This window comes from Proteus genomosp. 6 (assembly GCF_040139785.1).
GTDB lineage: Bacteria > Pseudomonadota > Gammaproteobacteria > Enterobacterales > Enterobacteriaceae > Proteus.
In genome coordinates this window covers 1-14,027 of record NZ_JBEEVJ010000023.1, presented here as the reverse complement: position 1 = coordinate 14,027, position 14,027 = coordinate 1, and the positions used below count along the sequence as shown (strand labels likewise).

23 protein-coding genes and 1 pseudogene are annotated in these 14,027 nt (G+C 42.4%); 23 read left to right on the top strand and 1 reads right to left on the bottom strand.

Annotated features, from left to right (window positions below; genetic code table 11):
• The 6 genes from ABN212_RS18265 to lysC form a co-directional block, all read left to right on the top strand.
• A partial coding sequence (locus ABN212_RS18265) for a hypothetical protein (protein WP_349443548.1) occupies positions 1 to 186 on the top strand: 186 nt, incomplete at its 5' end.
• A 131-nt stretch (positions 187 to 317) separates the two neighbouring features.
• Positions 318 to 821: a hypothetical protein gene (locus tag ABN212_RS18260; protein ID WP_349443547.1), complete on the top strand. Its 504-nt coding sequence runs from the start codon at positions 318 to 320 to the stop codon at positions 819 to 821.
• Between the two features lie 452 nt (positions 822 to 1,273).
• A complete protein-coding gene (locus ABN212_RS18255) occupies positions 1,274 to 1,591 on the top strand; it encodes a phage holin, lambda family (RefSeq protein ID WP_235365180.1) in 318 nt (105 codons plus the stop codon).
• Complete coding sequence (locus tag ABN212_RS18250; RefSeq protein ID WP_109391053.1) at positions 1,584 to 1,976, top strand: M15 family metallopeptidase; 393 nt, start codon at positions 1,584 to 1,586, stop codon at positions 1,974 to 1,976. The genes ABN212_RS18255 and ABN212_RS18250 overlap by 8 nt, the downstream gene beginning before the upstream one ends.
• The gene (locus ABN212_RS18245) at positions 1,973 to 2,350 is read left to right on the top strand and encodes a hypothetical protein (protein WP_349443546.1); all 378 of its coding nucleotides are present in this window, start codon (positions 1,973 to 1,975) and stop codon (positions 2,348 to 2,350) included. Before ABN212_RS18250 ends, ABN212_RS18245 begins: the two co-directional genes overlap by 4 nt.
• Positions 2,238 to 2,495, top strand: coding sequence for an Rz1-like lysis system protein LysC (gene lysC, locus ABN212_RS18950; protein ID WP_432807473.1), 258 nt, complete (start codon positions 2,238 to 2,240; stop codon positions 2,493 to 2,495). The genes ABN212_RS18245 and lysC overlap by 113 nt, the downstream gene beginning before the upstream one ends.
• Before the next feature lie 129 nt (positions 2,496 to 2,624).
• Here lysC and ABN212_RS18240 read toward each other — a convergent pair whose 3' ends face one another.
• A complete protein-coding gene (locus tag ABN212_RS18240) occupies positions 2,625 to 2,909 on the bottom strand; it encodes a hypothetical protein (RefSeq protein ID WP_349443545.1) in 285 nt (94 codons plus the stop codon).
• 141 nt (positions 2,910 to 3,050) lie between these two features.
• Between ABN212_RS18240 and ABN212_RS18235 the strand changes: the two genes are divergently transcribed.
• From ABN212_RS18235 to ABN212_RS18945, 17 genes and pseudogenes are all read left to right on the top strand, one after another.
• Positions 3,051 to 3,737 (top strand): Rha family transcriptional regulator, encoded by a 687-nt coding sequence (locus tag ABN212_RS18235; protein WP_349443550.1) that lies wholly within the window; start codon positions 3,051 to 3,053, stop codon positions 3,735 to 3,737.
• A 99-nt stretch (positions 3,738 to 3,836) separates the two neighbouring features.
• Entirely contained in the window at positions 3,837 to 3,995 is a 159-nt protein-coding gene (locus ABN212_RS18230) for a hypothetical protein (RefSeq protein ID WP_349443544.1), read from the top strand.
• Entirely contained in the window at positions 3,988 to 4,170 is a 183-nt protein-coding gene (locus ABN212_RS18225; RefSeq protein WP_004247755.1) for a hypothetical protein, read from the top strand. Before ABN212_RS18230 ends, ABN212_RS18225 begins: the two co-directional genes overlap by 8 nt.
• Before the next feature lie 16 nt (positions 4,171 to 4,186).
• Positions 4,187 to 4,819 carry a terminase small subunit gene (locus tag ABN212_RS18220; protein ID WP_115370291.1) on the top strand — a complete coding sequence of 211 codons (633 nt, stop codon included), beginning with the start codon at positions 4,187 to 4,189 and terminating at the stop codon, positions 4,817 to 4,819.
• Positions 4,803 to 6,290 carry a DNA-packaging protein gene (locus ABN212_RS18215; RefSeq protein WP_349443543.1) on the top strand — a complete coding sequence of 496 codons (1,488 nt, stop codon included), beginning with the start codon at positions 4,803 to 4,805 and terminating at the stop codon, positions 6,288 to 6,290. Before ABN212_RS18220 ends, ABN212_RS18215 begins: the two co-directional genes overlap by 17 nt.
• Positions 6,290 to 7,645, top strand: a complete 1,356-nt coding sequence (locus tag ABN212_RS18210) for an anti-CBASS protein Acb1 family protein (RefSeq protein ID WP_349443542.1) — start codon at positions 6,290 to 6,292, stop codon at positions 7,643 to 7,645. The genes ABN212_RS18215 and ABN212_RS18210 overlap by 1 nt, the downstream gene beginning before the upstream one ends.
• The gene (locus ABN212_RS18205; protein ID WP_349443541.1) at positions 7,596 to 8,525 is read left to right on the top strand and encodes a phage minor head protein; all 930 of its coding nucleotides are present in this window, start codon (positions 7,596 to 7,598) and stop codon (positions 8,523 to 8,525) included. Before ABN212_RS18210 ends, ABN212_RS18205 begins: the two co-directional genes overlap by 50 nt.
• Positions 8,526 to 8,528: 3 nt before the next feature.
• Positions 8,529 to 9,803 carry a hypothetical protein gene (locus ABN212_RS18200; RefSeq protein ID WP_349443540.1) on the top strand — a complete coding sequence of 425 codons (1,275 nt, stop codon included), beginning with the start codon at positions 8,529 to 8,531 and terminating at the stop codon, positions 9,801 to 9,803.
• On the top strand, positions 9,803 to 10,240 hold the full coding sequence (locus ABN212_RS18195; RefSeq protein ID WP_349443539.1) for a phage cement protein: 438 nt from the start codon (positions 9,803 to 9,805) through the stop codon (positions 10,238 to 10,240). The genes ABN212_RS18200 and ABN212_RS18195 overlap by 1 nt, the downstream gene beginning before the upstream one ends.
• A gap of 16 nt (positions 10,241 to 10,256) precedes the next feature.
• Positions 10,257 to 11,351, top strand: a complete 1,095-nt coding sequence (locus tag ABN212_RS18190; RefSeq protein WP_185901955.1) for a major capsid protein — start codon at positions 10,257 to 10,259, stop codon at positions 11,349 to 11,351.
• 9 nt (positions 11,352 to 11,360) lie between these two features.
• Positions 11,361 to 11,534 (top strand): glycoprotein, encoded by a 174-nt coding sequence (locus tag ABN212_RS18185; RefSeq protein ID WP_174815280.1) that lies wholly within the window; start codon positions 11,361 to 11,363, stop codon positions 11,532 to 11,534.
• Positions 11,535 to 11,590: 56 nt separating this feature from the next.
• Complete coding sequence (locus ABN212_RS18180; protein ID WP_349443538.1) at positions 11,591 to 11,989, top strand: DUF7370 family protein; 399 nt, start codon at positions 11,591 to 11,593, stop codon at positions 11,987 to 11,989.
• Positions 11,989 to 12,327, top strand: coding sequence for a hypothetical protein (locus ABN212_RS18175; protein ID WP_196571663.1), 339 nt, complete (start codon positions 11,989 to 11,991; stop codon positions 12,325 to 12,327). Before ABN212_RS18180 ends, ABN212_RS18175 begins: the two co-directional genes overlap by 1 nt.
• A gap of 1 nt (position 12,328) precedes the next feature.
• On the top strand, positions 12,329 to 12,697 hold the full coding sequence (locus tag ABN212_RS18170; RefSeq protein ID WP_349443537.1) for an HK97 gp10 family phage protein: 369 nt from the start codon (positions 12,329 to 12,331) through the stop codon (positions 12,695 to 12,697).
• A complete protein-coding gene (locus tag ABN212_RS18165; RefSeq protein WP_070487015.1) occupies positions 12,694 to 13,062 on the top strand; it encodes a phage tail termination protein in 369 nt (122 codons plus the stop codon). Before ABN212_RS18170 ends, ABN212_RS18165 begins: the two co-directional genes overlap by 4 nt.
• Positions 13,063 to 13,127: 65 nt before the next feature.
• A complete protein-coding gene (locus tag ABN212_RS18160) occupies positions 13,128 to 13,883 on the top strand; it encodes an Ig-like domain-containing protein (RefSeq protein ID WP_349443536.1) in 756 nt (251 codons plus the stop codon).
• Between the two features lie 49 nt (positions 13,884 to 13,932).
• A pseudogene (locus tag ABN212_RS18945) lies at positions 13,933 to 14,027 on the top strand (DUF6246 family protein); the annotation flags it as partial.

Genomic DNA, 14,027 nt, shown 5'->3' with positions numbered 1-14,027 from the left:
ACTGACTTAATCGCAGCTATTGAAGAAGCAAGATATTTAAAATCCAGATCAGGCGGTCGAGTTAACTTCTGTGTAATCCAGATTGCTGAATGCATGGAAGTATTATGCGGGCTGATGGATGGTGTCAGAGTCCTATATACAACTGCGAATGATGATTATCACACAGTATTACCGGAGGCGAGATGAGGGAATGTAAGCCAGATATTTATAGGTATGTAGCAGACTCACCTCGAAAATCATATTTAGGTAAGGCAAGGAGGTTAACTCCGTCACAAGATAGATGGGTAAGAGCAATCATATCTCTGTGGGCTGGAGAAATGAAAGATGATAGTTATCTTGGGTTGTCTTGGGGATCTGGAGGCATATGGCGATTTGTTACTGGATGGTCAGGAGAAAATATAGAACGCTTCACCAAGGTATTTGAACAACTAAAAAAGGAAGGTTACACAGGAAATGAACTTGAAGAAAAAGCCAAATCAATATTATTTCCCAAGCAATCACTCAGCAACATGTTTCAGCGCGCCAACGATGTAGATGAAGCTGATTTTGTAGAGAAAGCAATATTGAAAGCGTTCGACAAGTCCAATCCCGTTTATGTCGTTGCTACCGATTACTATCTTGGCAGAAATACGATGCAAACACTCGCAAATTACATTCAACAGCAAATAGCACCTTGGCTTACCCCTAAGCAATGTATTGATCGTGTTCGTTGGTGCATTACATTATTTAATGCGAAGTTATATATGGTGCTACAAGATGAAATAGCGAGAGAGCGCTCACGGCTTGGAGTTGAATATAAAAATATTTCTGAAATTGCTTGAAAATAAGTTATGAATGTGTATATTTAGTGTATGCTCGCTCGTAAAAGCAAAGAGCACTGAAAGCCTGATAGAGATATCGGGCTTTTTTTGTATCTAAAATCCGAACTCAGCCAATGGCTGGGTTAAAATCCAACCATCCGGAATTACCAGATAGTTCACATTTCAACCTGTCGGTCTGACCGACTAGTTCAAAATATCGTAGTAACACCATCCCAATAGGTGAATATTCTAAGGGTCGCCATGCGTGGCCTTTTTATATTCATAGATACGAACCTGTAAGTAATCCTTACAAGTTCACATGTTCGGTTATTCCGAACAACTCATTTAGAAGATCGCTTAGGCGGTCTTTTTTCGTATATGCCGACCACATAACAATTACCCTCGTTATCACATTCACTCAAAATATGTGAGTCGGCGTTCTATTAACTAATTCCTCCAAATAGGGGGTGAGTATGCAAAATATGAAAGAAACCCCTGAATTTTGGGATCAGGTATTTAGTTATCTATCTCAATATAAAGAGCAAGGAATGTTTGCTGGTTTGGCTGGAACTGTCGCGATATTGAGAGGGATGTATAACGGAGGTGGGTGGAAGAAGACGCTTTTAGATGGATTCTTATGCGCCTTCTTGGGTTGGTTCGCTAAAGACCTACTCTCTCTTCTTGGTATGAACCCAGACTTAGCTTATTTCACCAGCGTGATGATTGGTTATTGGGGTGTAGAGAAGGCAAGCAATATGATTAAAAATAAAGTGGGGGTGAAAAGTGAGTAAGTTTAGATTAAGCAGACGCAGTGAAGAAAACCTCCGTGGCGTTCATCCTGATTTAGTTAAGGTAGTACATCGAGCATTAGAAATTACCGATATTGATTTTATGGTGATTGAAGGTAAGCGCAACGAAGCCAGACAGCGACAATTAGTTGCAAGTGGCAAAAGCCAAACGATGAATAGTCGCCACTTAACTGGTCACGCTGTTGATTGTGCTCCGCTGGTAAATAATCAGATCCCTTGGAACGATTGGTCATACTTTAAAAAAGTAGCTGATGCCATGATGCAAGCGGCGAAAGAGCTAGGTGTTGATATCGAATGGGGCGGTAACTGGAAAACATTTAAAGATGGCCCTCATTTCCAATTAACCCATAAGGCATATCCAGCATGAGTACGCTAACTAAGGTATTTTCTGGACTACTGGCAATATCTGCATTCTGGCTATGGTGGGTAATAGATGATTACGACAAACTGAGCAAAGATTACAACACAGCAACCAGTCAGTTATCTCGCCAAAACTCAATCACAGAAAACGCCAACCGTACATTCAGGATTATCAACAATGTCTCATCACTTAATAGCGAAGAGCGGAATAGGTCAGCCGTGGATTCTGAAAAAGTTAAAACGGTTATCAAAACTGTTCTTGTCAATAATGATTGCGCCAATACTGCTATTCCTAATGACGCTCTTATCAGGATGCACGACTATTCAGAAAGAATACGTGCCAGTGGAGCACATAGCGATACCGGCACACCTAACCGCTGATTGTCTATTGCCATACATACCAGAACAAATGACATGGGGAGAATCATTAATGTTAAACATCTCCCTTTTATCGGTTATTGAGCAATGTAATTCAGATAAGAAAGCAATACGGGAAATTGAACAACAACGACAGGTGATGAAATGAAAAGTGATTTATTTCTGTTAGTGTTCTCTGGGAAAAGAGCTATAGCAGTTTTATTTGGTGCTCTTTTGGTTATTGCTTCCCAATGCTTGTTTCCTGAACACTATTTGTTATTTACTGCAATCTCATCATTTATGAGTGGATTCTATATTTCAACAAGACCAGTATAACCATAGAAAAATAAACAACCGAAAGAGCAACAACGAGCCTCGCAATAGCGGGGCTTTTTAATGGAGAAATATCATGGCAGCACAAGGTTTCGATAACCCAACTCAATTCCGTGAAGAATTGGATAAAAGCATTCCAAAAGAATAACCCCGACAAGGTGACAGGAGGTGATCCTTCTTGCTGACGGGTAAGCCGTAAGTGACCAAAGTAACGTAGTGATACGTGATGATGGTTGCGAACTCTACGCATTTCATCGGCGCATTCACCGCGCAATTAAAAACACTCACAGAACCTTACAGAAAGTCGAACCTGAGAAAAACCGTTAATGGTGTTTTCTGTGGGGCGGTTATTTCTGGTGAACAGGTTCGCTTTTCTATAAGGAAATACACCATGTCTTTAGTGGAAATTAAAAAGTTTGATTTGTTAACTAGCTCTTCTGCAATTGCTGATGGAGTTAAAAAGAAACACAAAACAGTCATTCAGCTTGTTCGTCACTATGTCGATGACCTTAATGAGTTTGGAAGGGTAGCATTTGAAATGCGATCCTTTGATACCGATGGTGGACGACAGAAACAACAGGTGGCGTTACTCAATGAACATCAGGCGACATTGTTAATTACATACATGCGTAATAATGATGTCGTTAGAGCGTTTAAGAAAAGGCTTGTTTCTGAATTCTTTAAAATGCGGTCTGCTTTGGCTGCTAAAAAACTAGATAGAAACACATCAAGATTGGAATATAAGCCAATGACTGATGCAGTTAAAAAGTCGAGAGAAGAGCAAGGCAAAACTATTTCACCTCATCACTTCAGTAACGAGGCAGACTTAATTAATCGCATTGTGCTTGGTATGACATCTGCTAAGTTTCGTGTTCATAACGAAATAGGAAAGAAAGAGCCTATTCGTGATTACCTAACCCCAGAGCAAATACATTGCGTAACTGAATTGCAAAGAGCCAACACAGTGTTTATCTCAATGGGATGGAGCTTTGAACAACGAAAGGATGAATTAACTAAGTTGTTTAATAAAAACCATAAGCAACCATTACTCGATGAGATGCATAGATTGGCTGCGTAGGCTCAAAATTGAGCTTTGCTTGTAAATCAATAAATTACCGATGCACTAAAAGTTGCATCACATGAATAGGCCTTAGTGGCCTTTTTTATTGGGTGGGATATGAAAACAGGAACACTGCATTACAAAATGACACTGCGCCGTTACATGTATCCATTGTTTATTATCGGCGCTTTAATTAACAGCACTTGGTTAGTAAAGCTCTGCTACAAGAAAGAGATTGTGCTTGAAGGCCAAGAAGTGGAGTTGAGTAGTGAATAAATATCACGTAATAGCAACTAAGAAAGACGGCACAACCTACGAAGGCATGATGACCACTAAAGAGCCTCGCGTGACTAATGGGTTAATCGGTATCGCATCACTCGATGGATCATGGGTATACATCTCACCTGATGAGATTAGTGATATTAAATATGTGCCAGTGGTTGAACAGTAAATATTAAGGGAAAGGTATGGCTCAAAATAAACCAACGCTCACAGATGAGCAGAAAGTTCTTTTTGATGCCCTAACAAAGTTACAACAGAAATTCGTGTTAGGCATCTTGAAAGGACTCAATCAAATAGATGCTTACAAGCAAGCTGGCTACAAGGCAAAGACTGACGACACAGCATACTCATCAGCAAGTGAGATCCTAAGAAATCCTAAGGTTAAATCGTTCTTAGATGCAATGAATGAGGTGGCCATTTCTAATGCGATTATGAGCCGTGAGGAAGCGCTAGAGAGACTTTCTTCTATTGGACGTAGTTCAGTATCAGAAATGGTTGAATTCAGTGAGCATAAGATGGGAACGGATGACGACGGTAATCCAGTTATTCAATCTGTGTGGAGATTTAAAGACTCTGCATTGCAAGACCCTAAAGCACTAGCGGCAATATCTGAACTTACGGCAAGTAAAGATGGCATTAAGTTAAAGCTTCATGATCCGAAGGCGGCGATTAAACAACTGGCTGATATGCAGGGTTGGGAAGCTCCTAAGAAAACAGAGCTTACTGGCAAAAATGGTGGGCCAATAGAAGCGTTAGCTTTAACCAAAGATGAGTATAAGAACGCTCGGCAGGAGATGCTAAATGAGGACGACTGTTGAGCAAAGAAACTTTGCACGTAAGTTAGAGTGTGAAGAAAGCGGGCTGTACTTCTCTCGATACTTCTTCAAACAACGCACTGGTGGGAAGATGATAGTTGCACCCCATCACCACGCAATACAGAACGCGCTGGATAGAGTTATTAGTGGAGAGATTACAAGGCTAATTATTAATGTTCCTCCTGGTTACACAAAAACAGAACTCGCAACCATTAACATGATGGGGCGAGGCATGGCGATAAATAATCGCGCCCGTTTTATGCATCTCTCATACTCTCATAACCTAGCATTACTCAACTCATCAACAACAAGAAGTATGGTTAAGTCACAAGCATTCCAATCTATGTGGCCAATGACTTTGCGCGATGATGCTGACAGTAAGGCTATGTGGTGGAATGATTTTGGTGGCGGTGTTTATGCCTCATCAGCAGCAGGGCAGGTAACAGGCTTTCGAGCTGGTCATATGGAGTCTGGATGGCAAGGTGCGCTAATCATAGATGACCCTGTAAAACCAGATGATGCGTACAGCGAGACTGTTCGTGATGGTGTAAATAATCGGTTTAACGAAACAATCAAATCACGATTAGCCATTGAAACAACACCGATGATTGTGATCATGCAACGCATTCATTATCACGATTTGAGCGGATATCTACTACGTGGTGGCTCTGGTGAGAAATGGCATCACCTTTACTTACCAGTGTTCATAGATAACTCGCAATCGTATCAAGAGTTATTTCCTGAAAATACGCACGCTATACCTATCAAGCATGGGCTTGATGATGGCTGGCTGTGGGAGTTTAAACATAACGAATCGCACAGATCGGCTTTAGAGTCACACCGCAGAACATTTGAAGCGCAGTATATGCAGAGACCTCGAAGATTTAACGAGGAAGGCGCTCTGTGGAATGAGCAAATGATCGGTGTAGCTCGTGAGCTGAACATCATAGAGAAGCTGGCTCGAACTGTGGTGGCTATTGACCCGCAAGCTACAAACTCAGATGAGAGTGACGAAACCGGTATTGCCGTTGCAAGTGTATACGGCGGCGGAGATAAGCGACAGTTTACAGTTGATGGTGATTACAGCGGTAAATACTCACCTAATGGGTGGGCGACAAAAGCGATATGGGCCTATGAGCATCATAAGGCTGACGCAATAGTCATTGAAACTAACCAAGGCGGCGATATGGCAGAGGACACTCTGGTTAACGCTGGATTCAAAGGAAGAGTAATAAGAATTCACGCCAGCAAGGGTAAGTTTGCTCGTGCAGAGCCAATATCAGCCTTATATGCACAAGGTAGAGTTTGCCATAGTGGAAACTTATTTAAGCTAGAAAACCAGATGATGGAATATGTTCCGCAAACTGCCAAGAAATCACCAGATAGGCTTGACGCAGCTGTTTATGCTCTGACTGAATTAAGTGAACCGTCAGCTATTGGCATGATTGTTCCAAAACGATTACTGAGGCGATAATGCAAGAAAACATGAAACTAGCCGTCAATCACATGGTGAGTGATGCGATAGCTCGTGCCCGTATGGCTTTGGTTAATCCAACCATGGGGCTTGATGCGAAACGCTCATCTGCTTGGTGTGAGTACGGATTCAAACAAGATTTAACCTTTGAGGATTTGTATAAGCTATTTCGCCGTGGTGGTATTGCTTTTGGTGGGGTAACAAAACTCGTAGGTAATTGCTGGAAAACATCACCTCAAGTGATTGAAGGTGACAAAGCAGATAAATACAAGAAAGAAACCGCTTGGGAGGCTTCATTTAAAAAGTACGTGAATAAGCGTATTTGGAAAGCGTTCAAAGAAGCGGATCAGAAGCGACTTGTCGGTCGTTACGCAGGTTTAATTCTTCATATCAATGATGGTGGGAAGTGGCATGAGCCTGTCACGAAATCAAAACTACTTAAAAAAGCAACGCCAGCATGGGCGAATGCAATTAAGCCTACTGATTGGGTGACTGACATTAATTCTCCTAATTACGGTCAACCTAGCATGTGGCAGTACACGGAGACGCTACCAAATGGTGGGACTAGAAATATCAATATTCATCCGGATAGGATTTTCATTCTAGGTGATTATTCAGTTGACGCTATCGGCTTTCTTGAGCCTGCCTATAACGCCTTTGTAAGTCTTGAAAAGGTTGAGGGGGGTTCTGGTGAGTCATTCCTTAAAAACGCAGCAAGACAGCTAAATATCAACTACGAAAAGGAAGCCAGTCTTGATGAGATGGCAAGAATGTATGGCGTTGACATTGCTGGGTTGCAGGAAATTTATAATGAAGTAGCAAGAGAAATCAACGCAGGTAATGATTCGGTTCTTGTTACGAAGGGTGCGAATGTTAGCCCTATGGTCACTGCCGTATCTGATCCGACACCAACCTATATGGTTAACCTACAAACCGCATCAGCCGCAATGGATATTCCATCCAAAATACTTGTTGGTATGCAAACGGGCGAAAGAGCCAGCACCGAAGATCAGAAGTATTTCAACGCTCGATGCCAATCACGCAGAGAAAGCGAACTCTCATTTGAGATAGAGGACTTCATAGACCACCTAATTAATATCAAGGTACTAGATCCTATCGGTGAGAAAACAGTTATTTGGGATGATTTAAACGAGCAATCAGCTATTGAAAAGCTTGATAGCGCTGAGAAGATGAGCCGAATTAATCAAACTGCTCTAGCTACTAGTGAGCCGGTGTTTAGTGTCGAAGAAATTAGGACGGCGGCTGGCTATGAAAATGATAGTGAAGAGCCATTAGGTGAAACTGATGAAGATGCAGAAAATAAGGACGGCGATAAGACCCGGAACGAAAGCTGATCCAACATCAGTTGATAAATTAGAACGTGGCGCAATGAGAGAGTTTGCGAAACGCATTCGAAGAATATCAAAAGGCTACATTCAACTTCTTAATAGAGTCCCCTCTGAGCCAATCGTCAATAGAAAATACCAATTCGATTTAGACCCTAACTATCTATCAATACTATTGAGAGATGGCGAGCTAATGGTTGATGAGGTGCTTCTGAATGGTGGCGAGTTCGGTAACTTTCTTTTCCTCGAATACGTCAGTACAGCATACGAGAGAGGAACAGCGCAGCAGTACGCAAATCTAGCGCAACAATCAACTTCCTACGCAGCTACTCAACAAAGTGTTGCGACGATACTGATGAGTGAACCATATCAGTTAAGAATGGCTCTAGTTCGCGCTCGTGTGTTCGAAGAGATGAAAGGGCTGTCTGGTCAGGTTAAAGCTGACATGGCTCGCATTCTTACGGATGGTATTGCCAGAGGTTTAAATCCTCGTGAAGTGGCTAGAAACCTAACCAATCAGGCTGGCATTGAAACTCGTCGAGCCAATCGGATAGCAAGAACAGAGATAACAAGTGCGTTGCGTAGCGCGCGATTAGATGAAGCTGACGAAGCCAAGGAAATGCTTAACCTTGAAACTCGTGAAATTCATATCTCCGCACTAAGCCCAACAACAAGAGCTAATCATGCCGCTAGGCACGGGAAGATGTTTACGTCTGATGAGCAACGTGACTGGTGGGCTCGTGATGCTAATTCAATTAACTGCAAATGCTCAACTGTAACCGTTCTTGTTGATAAAGACGGCAAGCCTTACAACAAGACTCTCATCAATAAACTGTTAGAGGAAAAAGAGGCCATGAATAAACGTGGTTATCAATGGGCGGAGGAATAACTGATGCCAATTCAAGTAAACGTCACGACAAAAGTTAATAGCGCATCTATTCGGCGTGAGACATACAACGGTCGTGAACACATTATCATCCCAAGTTACACGCTCCCAGCAAACGTCATTATGAACGGTGGATTATATCCATCCAGTGAGATTGACGCTCATTACCGAGAATTAGAAGGTACTCCAGCGCCTTTAGGGCATCCCACGCTTGATGGTCAGTTTGTATCAGCGCTTTCTTTCGAAGGCCTTAATGTTGGGTATATCGGTGCGGCAAATAGAAATGTTTCCAAGGTCGGTAATCGCATCTATTTAGAAAAGTGGATAGATGTAGACAAGGCCAAAGAATCAGAAGGCGGTAAAGAAGTTCTTCAGCGCGTCGAAGCGATTGAAAGTGGTGAAAGTTCAGAGCCAATTCATACGAGCGTTGCTGTCTTTCTTGAGCAGATTGAAGCAAACGAAGAGCAGAAAGCACAGGGTTATAACTGGATTGCAAAGATACACAGCATGGATCATGACGCAATTCTGCTTTATGAATCAGGAGCCGCAACACCAACTCAAGGTGTTGGCATGATGGTTAATGCTGACCAAGCCACAGAGGTTAAAACTAACAGCGGCGCTCTGGTTGGTGAAACTTATCGTGAAAAATCACATCGCCTTGAAATGGCTGCAAAGAAACAGTTCGTTGTTGGTAATGGTTATGCGTGGGTATCGGATTTCACAGACACTCATGCAGTAATCGTTATCGATGGCGGTAATGCAAAGCTACATTCCTACACAAATGAAAATGGCAACATCACCTTTGGCACGCAAGGCGTAGAAGTTGAGCGACAAGAGTCATGGGTAAAGGTTGTAACAAACAAACTTAAATCAGCTTTCAGTAAACCGCAGGCAAGCCCTGCAATCAATAATAGCACGGAGGGCGACATGCCTTTAACTCAAGAAGAAAAGAAAGAACTAGTAGGTGATATCACTCAGGCATTAGCAGCGAACCTTGCTGAGCAACTAAAGCCAATTAACGAAAAGGTTGATGCATTACAGGTTAACCACAAGAGGCTGGAAGAATCATTAACCGCAAATCAACGTGCAGAAGAAACCGAAATGCGTAAAGCCGTTGCTGAAAAATATGGTGAAGTAGTTGCAAACTCACTGCAAGGTCAGGCGTTGATCGACATGCATAAACAAATTGGTGACGCAGCAAGTTTGGCTGGCAACTCAGGCGCACAGCAAGAGCAAACTGGAGCACCAGACTATGCGGAATACTTTGGAGGTGCTAAATAATGGCTACTAGTCGCTATCGCCGTGTAAACCTTGACGGCAAATCAATCACAGAAACTCGTGCAGCAAAAGCGGTTACGTTGCCGGGCACTTTTGTTGTTATTAACGCAGACAATGAGTTCGCTCAAGCCACCGCATTATCCGGTCGCATTTATGTAGCTAATCCAGCATATCACCAAGGGCTATCTATTCGTGATGGCATTCCTGCTGGTGATTCTCTAGTTGGTGAATATCTAGAAGAAGGCCGAGAGTTGGCCGTATTGGTTCCTGCTGGCACTTATAAAAAAGACTCTCCGATCAATCTTGGTGCTAGCGGTAAAGGCGCTCTTGCATCCGCTGATACGGAATCAGTAATTGGCTACTCTCAGGATGAAGTGACGCTAAAAGCTGATGATTTCATTCGTGTTCGCTTTCGTGTTGGCACTGTGGCTGCTGCGTAATTAAAAGGAAAAAACTATGTTTTATACTGCTGAAACTTTAGCAACAAATAGCCGACTGCAACGCCAGTGGGATAGCTTATGGGCTACACGTAATATCTATAACACACAACATAACTTGATGATTAACCAATATCAAAGCGTTATGGATGGTGAGACTCTAGCAGCAAACCAGTCAGGTGGTTTCTCTAAGGACTTTTGGAAAGAAGTTGATAACAACATTATTCAGTTGCGCGACCAAGAAACAGGCATGGAAATCGTCAATGATTTAATGGGCCTGCAAACAGTGTTACCAATTGGCAAAACAGCGAAACTGTATAACGTGGTTGGCGATATTGCTGATGACGTATCAATCAGCATTGACGGTCAAGCGCCATACTCTCATGATCACACTGATTATGGTTCTGACGGCGACCCAATCCCAGTATTTACTGCTGGTTTTGGTGTTAACTGGCGTCATGCTGCTGGTTTAAGTACAGTTGGTATTGACCTTGTTCTTGATTCTCAAACTGCAAAAATGCGTCAATTCAATAAGAAAGTAGTTAACTACTTCTTAAATGGTGATGCATCAATTAGCGTGGAAGGTTATAAAGGTCAAGGCCTGAAAAATCACCGCAACACAGCGAAAATCGACTTAGGTGCTTCTGGTGCTAATATCGATTTAACCACAGCTGACTTGCCTGCATTGTTAGCGTTCTTTGGTTTTGGTGGTGCGTTCGGTCAGACTGCATTCAACAACAAAGTAGACGCTTACGATGTTATGTGGGTGAGTTACGAGGCATGGGGTAACTTAATTAAGCCTGTGGTTGTTTCTGTCGGTGCTGGTGCAGGTAACAGCGTGGTAAATGGTCGCATTATCGATACGTTACTACCATATGCTGGCGTGAAAGAAATTCGTCCTACTTATGCACTTAAAGGCTCTGAATTTATCGCTTATCAACGCCGTAAAGATGTAGTGACGCCGTTAGTTGGTATGGCAACAGGTGTTGTTCCTAAACCTCGTTTTATGCCACAGGAAAACTATAACTTCCAAATCATGAGCGCAGCAGGTCTGCAAATTACTCGTGACGGTGACGGCAAGTCTGGTGTGGTTTACGGTGCTAAACTGAGCTAAGGATCTGCAATGACAAAGTACGAGGTTATCATCCCTTGGCATGGTGTCGAAAAAGGTCAGGTGGTTGAGTTAGAAAATCTTCATCCAGCCTTTAAGGCTAATGTTAGAGCGTTATCTAATAATGCCGCTGAACTGGTTCCAGCCACACCAAAAGCCAAGTCTAAAAAAGACAAAGACGAATAGCCGCGAAAGCGGTTTTTTTATGCCCTCGAAAGGGGGCTTTGCTTTGTGAGGTAATCATGATCACAAAAGAGCAAGCCAAAGAGTACCTGACAGGGCAGGGAATAGAATTGCCTGATTTTATTCTCGATGCACTTATTGAGCAGGTAGGCAGTATTCAAGAGTGTCTTGATAAACACTATCCATCAGCAACCGCACTATTAATCCAGATGTATCTGCTTTCAATTATGGCACTTGGTCAAGGTGATAAATATATAAGCTCACAAACAGCACCTAACGGCGCTTCACGCTCATTTAGGTATCAATCGTTTGGTGATAGATGGAAAGCGGCCACATCCCTACTGCGTAGTTTAGATAATCACGGTTGTGCTAATGATTTAATACCAACCGATCCAACTCAAACTGCTCACGCTGGTTTGTGGATAGCGAAAGGTGGTTGTATGTGTAGGGGGTCGTAATGAGTTCAGTTGCAAATTGGGCTTACACCTCATGGGCTACTCTGTGGAAAGCAAAGAAAGATAAAAACGGTAAGCCAGTATTCTCTGAGCCGGTTCATTTTCTTTGCGGTTATGGTAGTGAGCTTAAATCTGGAAAGTTGGATATTGGCTCTGAAATCACCATTAAGTTAGTTTTCTGGACTGAATATGCGGATGCTAAAAAAGGTGACTTTATCGCTATCGGTAAGCACTCAGGTGATCCGTTGTCTGTTGGTGCTGACGAAATCAAATTCATCAAACGTGATGAAGACTTATTTGAGCATATTGCAGATGATTACACTCTGATAACGGCGGTGTGATATGGGAGCAAAAGTAAGGGGTATTTCTCAGGCTAACGCAAACCTTAGAGCGCTTGTAGGTGATATGCAGGGTAAGAGAGTGATGAGAGCTATTCAGTCGGCTTTATTGATTGGTAGTGCTCAGGCGGCTATATACACACCTATTGATACATCAACACTTATCAACTCTCAATTCAGAGAGGTCACTGTTAATGGCACCAGAGTAACCGGTCGCGTCGGATACACAGCAAACTACGCGGTTTATGTTCACGATCCAAGAATCAAGCAAAACTTCAGGCGCTCAAGTGCTCGTAAAGAGTTTTTATCTCGTGGTTTTGAAGATGAACGCAAGGCTATTGATGATGCGGTGAGACGGGAGTTTCAAATATGATACATGAGAAGTTTGAGCGCTACTTAAACAGAGGTAATTTACTCGATGGTTTCATTGTTCAATATTTAACGTGGAATGAGCAACCAGATGAAAAAACTCAGCAATATGCCGTTATTCAGCCTGATGATGGTAGTGGTCGATTTGCTGATTTGGGCGCCGATGATTTCGTGACGCTTGTTCTAGTATCTGCGCAGTATGATCCTGAGCCTGCATTGATAAGAGCTAATGAAATTCTAAACTTTGTTGCTGAATTTCCCGATGATTGCGAACTCAATTCAATCTACAACTTAGGCGGTCTACCAAGACCCATCCCGACAGAAGAAGGTCGGTTTATCCTCAAGCTCTCTTTCCGCTGTACATCTTAAATTAAACACATCTCAACAGGTCGCTTATGCGGCCTTTTTTTATTTGCAAATAAAGAGGTTATAACATGTCACAATGTCCTGACAAAAAAGGGTTGGTGATGGGTAATGCGGGAATTATCCGTATTGCAAAAGGATGCCCTGACCAAGTACCAGCACAAGATCAGTTCTTACGCTTAGGTGCATTAACAAGCAAGTCATTCGATTTTGGTATGGAGACGGTAACGTCTAATGCTGATGATATCAAAGGGTTAACAGAATCAATCGTCACTGGTGCTGACTTCACCATTAGTTTTGATGGGGAATTGAAGAAGGCTGGTGTAACCGGATCTACTTCTGCTTTCGATATTGCGAAAGAAATCCTTGATGAAATTAAAGCTGGTCGCCAGCCAGATTACTGGGTTCAGCTTGATATGAAAGGTGATGGTTCTGATGTTGTTCAGGGCTATATGTTATTCACATCATGGTCAATGGAGTTTCCAACAAAAGAAATTTCCACTTATTCAGGTGAGCTAAAAGTTGCTGATGCCGAAACGGTTGAATGGCTACAAGAAGAAATCGTTGTTGAAAGCATTGCTGTCGAGCCAGCTACTCTGTCTGTAAAAGTGGGTGAAACCAAAACATTTACTGTCAAATTTACCCCAACAGATGCGACTAACAAAAACTACACTGCTGTAAGCGATAAGCCGAACTTTGCAACAGTTACCCAGCTCGTAAATGTAGTCACTGTGCGTGGCGTTGCTGAAGGTGCTGCAAATATCACTATCACATCCGAAGATGGTAATAAAACAGCAAAATGCGTGGTCACTGTTACCACTGCTTAATATTACAAAGGGTGCTTTTGAGTGCCCTTGATAATATTCAGGAGGGATTATGACGCCTATTTTAGAAATCGGTGAGATGGTTATCTCTACTGATAAAAAGGATTACTTATTTAGACCATCGTTCATCAATATGACAAGAATCGG